This window comes from Streptomyces sp. LS1784, assembly GCF_020103755.1.
Classification (GTDB): domain Bacteria; phylum Actinomycetota; class Actinomycetes; order Streptomycetales; family Streptomycetaceae; genus Kitasatospora.
In genome coordinates, this window is the sequence record NZ_JAHSQD010000721.1 from 1 (window position 1) to 3595 (window position 3595).

General features: G+C 71.3%; 4 protein-coding genes. All 4 read right to left on the reverse strand.

Going from position 1 to position 3595, the window contains the following annotated elements:
- Positions 1-121 precede the first annotated feature (121 nt).
- Entirely contained in the window at positions 122-526 is a 405-nt protein-coding gene (locus KS423_RS41210) for a globin (RefSeq protein ID WP_224284852.1), read from the reverse strand.
- 90 nt (positions 527-616) lie between these two features.
- Complete coding sequence (locus KS423_RS41215; protein ID WP_224284853.1) at positions 617-1753, reverse strand: ABC transporter permease; 1137 nt, start codon at positions 1751-1753, stop codon at positions 617-619.
- Entirely contained in the window at positions 1750-2667 is a 918-nt protein-coding gene (locus tag KS423_RS41220) for an ABC transporter ATP-binding protein (protein ID WP_224284854.1), read from the reverse strand. Before KS423_RS41220 ends, KS423_RS41215 begins: the two co-directional genes overlap by 4 nt.
- Positions 2668-2865: 198 nt before the next feature.
- A partial coding sequence (locus KS423_RS41225) for an FHA domain-containing protein (RefSeq protein ID WP_224284855.1) occupies positions 2866-3595 on the reverse strand: 730 nt, incomplete at its 5' end.

The window sequence follows — 3595 nt, forward strand, 5'->3', positions numbered from 1 at the left end:
GCGCACCGTGGCCGCGCCGGGCGCGGGGCTGGGGCTCAGCCCGGTCCGGTAGCGCCGGCCGTCGGCCCCCGGTCCGGCAGCCCGGCGCACGGGCTCCGGCGCACGGGCTCCGGGAACGGGATCAGCCCGGGGTGTTGATCATCGAGGCGGCGGCGTAGGTCAGGTACTCGAGCAGCTGCCGCTCGTGCTCGGCCGGCAGCTCCAGGCTCGCCACGGCCGCCCGCATGCGGGTGAGCCAGGCGTCGTGTGCGGCCTTGTCGACCTTGAACGGCGCGTGCCGCATCCGCAGCCGCGGGTGGCCGCGCCGCTCGCTGTAGGTGCGCGGGCCACCCCAGTACTGCATCAGGAAGAGGGCCATTCGCTCCTCGGCCGGCCCGAGGTCCTCCTCGGGGTACATCGGCCGCAGCAACTCGTCCTCGGCGATGCCTTCGTAGAACCGGTGGGCCAGCCGCCGGAAGGTCGGCTCACCGCCGACCTGGTCGTAGAAGGTCTCCTCGCTCAACGTGCCTCGCCGGATCTCTCTCACCCGACCATGGTCGCAGACGCCGACGGGGGCGTACACCGGGACCAAAGGCGTACGCCCCCGTCGGGACCAGTGGATGTCAACCGGGGACGGTCAGTCCTCCCAGCGGAACAGCTTCCAGGAGATGCCGGTCAGCACGGCCGCGAAGAGCAGCAGGCCGCCCATGGTCGGCAGGGCGTCCATGACGCCCCCACCACGGGTGAGCACCGACTGGGCTGAGCTGACCAGGTAGTGCAGCGGCATGACCTCGGAGACGGCCTTCAGCCAGCCCGGGGCGCCGTCCAGCGGGAAGAACGAGCCGGACAGGAAGGACATCGGCAGCACGATGATCTGTGAGATGCCGTTGGCGGCCTCCTCGGTCTTGGCGACCGAGCCGGCCAGCAGGCCGATCGACATGAAGGCGAGCGTCGCACAGGCCACCAGCGGGATGACCAGCCACCAGTTGCCGGTGAGCTTGAGCCCGAAGAAGCTGGTCGCGACCACCAGGAAGACGGCGGTCTGCAGGAACGCGGTCAGCAGCGAGACCAGGATCCGGGAGCTGACCACGGTGCCGGCGCTGATCGGGGCCAGCCGCAGCCGGCGCAGCACCTTGGTCTTGCGCCAGTTGACCAGGGTCAGCGCGGCACCGAACACCGCGCCGGTGGCGACGGCCCAGCCGAGCAGGCCGGGGGTGAGGAACTGGATCGGCTTGAGCGACTTGTCCTCGACCTGCTGGGAGTCCAGCACGAAGGCCGGCTTCTGGCCGGTGGCCGCCTGGTTGGCGTTCTGGACCACCGAGTTGAGGATGCCCTGGAGCGCGCCGGCGCGGACCTGGTCGGCGGCGGTGTAGCGCAGCTCGACCTTGCCGTCCGGGCCCTGCTTGATCAGCGCGTCGTAGTCACCCTTGCGGACCTTCTCCAGCGTGGCGGCCTCGTCGTCGGTCTTCGTGATGGTGAGGACCTTGTCCAGCCCGGCCCGCTCGTCGCCCTGGATCGAGTCGAACAGCTTCACCGCGCCGACCTGCGCCACCTTGGCGTGCGGGCTGCCGGAGCTCTTGGTCACGCTGCCGAAGAACACCAGGAACACCAGCGGGAACAGCAGGATGAAGAAGGTCGCGGTGCGGTCGCGCTTCATCCCGAGCAGCATGGCGCGGGACAGGCTCCAGAACGCGCTGACCCGCTCCCGCTCGCCGGCGGCCGGGCCGCCGCGCCGGGCGGGGGACTGCGGCTCGGTGGGGATGGTGGCGGTCATGCGCGGAACTCCCGTCCGGTCAGCTGGAGGAAGACGTCCTCCAGGGTGGCGCCGCGCACTTCCAGGCCGCGCAGTGCGTTCTGCTCGGCCAGGACGCCGAGCACCGGGGCGGGGAGGCGGGTGGAGACGGAGAGCGAGACGGTGTCGTCCTCCAGGGTGGCGATGTCGGCGCCGGCCGCGGTCAGCAGTTCCCGGGCCCGGTCGAGCGGGAGCTGGCCGGAGGCCACGCTGATCCGGACGGTGTCGTCGATCTCGCGGATCAGCGCCGCCGGGGCGCCGGTGTGCAGGATCTTGCCGTGGTCCATGATCGAGACCCGGTCGCAGAGCACCTCGGCCTCGTCCAGGTAGTGCGTGGTCAGCACGACCGTGCGGCCCTCGGCGTTGATGTCCCGCAGGAGGTCCCAGAGGTTGCGCCGGGACTGCGGGTCCAGGCCGGTGGTGGGCTCGTCCAGGAAGACGAGCTCCGGGTCGTGGGCCAGTGCGCAGGCGATCGACAGGCGCTGGGCCTGGCCGCCGGACATCTGGTCGGTCAGGGTCTCGGCTTTGTCCGAGAGGCCGACCCGCTCCAGCATCGCGTCGGCCCGCTTGGGGCCGACCCCGTAGAACGACGCGAAGGTGCGGATGGTCTCCCGGGCCGTCAGTTTCCGGAAGAAAGCGGATGCCTGGAACTGCACGCCGATTCGCGGCAGCAGTTTCGGATTGCGCGGCCAGGGCTCCATGCCCAGGAGCTGGACCCGACCCTCGTCCGGTTTCCGGACGCCCTCCAGGATCTCCATCGTGGTGGTCTTCCCGGCGCCGTTGGGGCCCAGGATCCCGTAGAACTCGCCGGCCTCGACGGTGAAGGAAACCCCGTCGACGGCCTGCACATCCCCGTACCGCTGGCGGATGCCGTCAGCGGATATAGCAGCAGTCATGTGCCCTGAGCCTAGGGGTTGTGAAGGCTCTTGTGCACATCCGGGACGGCGAATTTGCGGATATTTTGAGGAACGGCCAAACAAAGCCGGGCCGGGCGGATGTCGAATTCCGCCCGGCCCGGCCGGAGTTGTCGCTTTCGGACCGTCCGGCGAATTGCCCGACGGACTTTCAGCTGACGGCCTGTCTGTGACCGTCGTTCAGCCGCGGTGCACGGTGATGGTGGTCCAGGCGCCGATGTGGATCCGGTCGCCGTCGTTCAGCGGCACGGCGGTGTGTGGGGCGATCGGCTCCGCGCCGCCGTTCATGGTGGTGCCGTTGGTCGAGTCCTGGTCCACCAGGACCCAGCTGCCGTCCGCCTGTTCGGCGAGCATCGCGTGCTGGTGCGAGGCGCCCGGGTCCTCCGGCGGTACGGACAGGTCGATCTCCGGCACCGTGCCGCGGTGCTGGCTGCGCCGCCCGATCCGCAGCTGGCCGCGGCCGGTCAGCGGGATCCGGCGCTCGGGGCAGTACGGCGGGAAGAACAGGCCGGCCGCCTCGGGGCCGCTGCGGGCCATCATCTCGGTGAAGTAGTCCCGGTCGGCCGACACCACGGCGATCCAGTTGGTCCGTACCGGCTCGGCCGGGGCGGGTTCCTGGGGCTGCTGCGGCTGCGGCGGGGCCAGGTTGAAGGAGGTGCCGAAGTCACCGCCACGGCTGTTCGGGCCGGGGCCGGCCGGCTGGGCGTACACCGGGCCGGAGTCCTCCCGCACCGAGGTGTCGGGGAACGCGCCCTCCGGCGGAGGGTAGCCGTAGGTGTGCGGCTGCTGCTGGACGGGCGGGGCGACGGCCTGCTGCGCCGCTGGCGGCTGGCCGAGCGGCGGCCGGCCCGCCGGGGCGTGACCGTACGGGTCCTGGCCGAGCGGGGCCTGCGGCGGGGTGCCGCCGTAG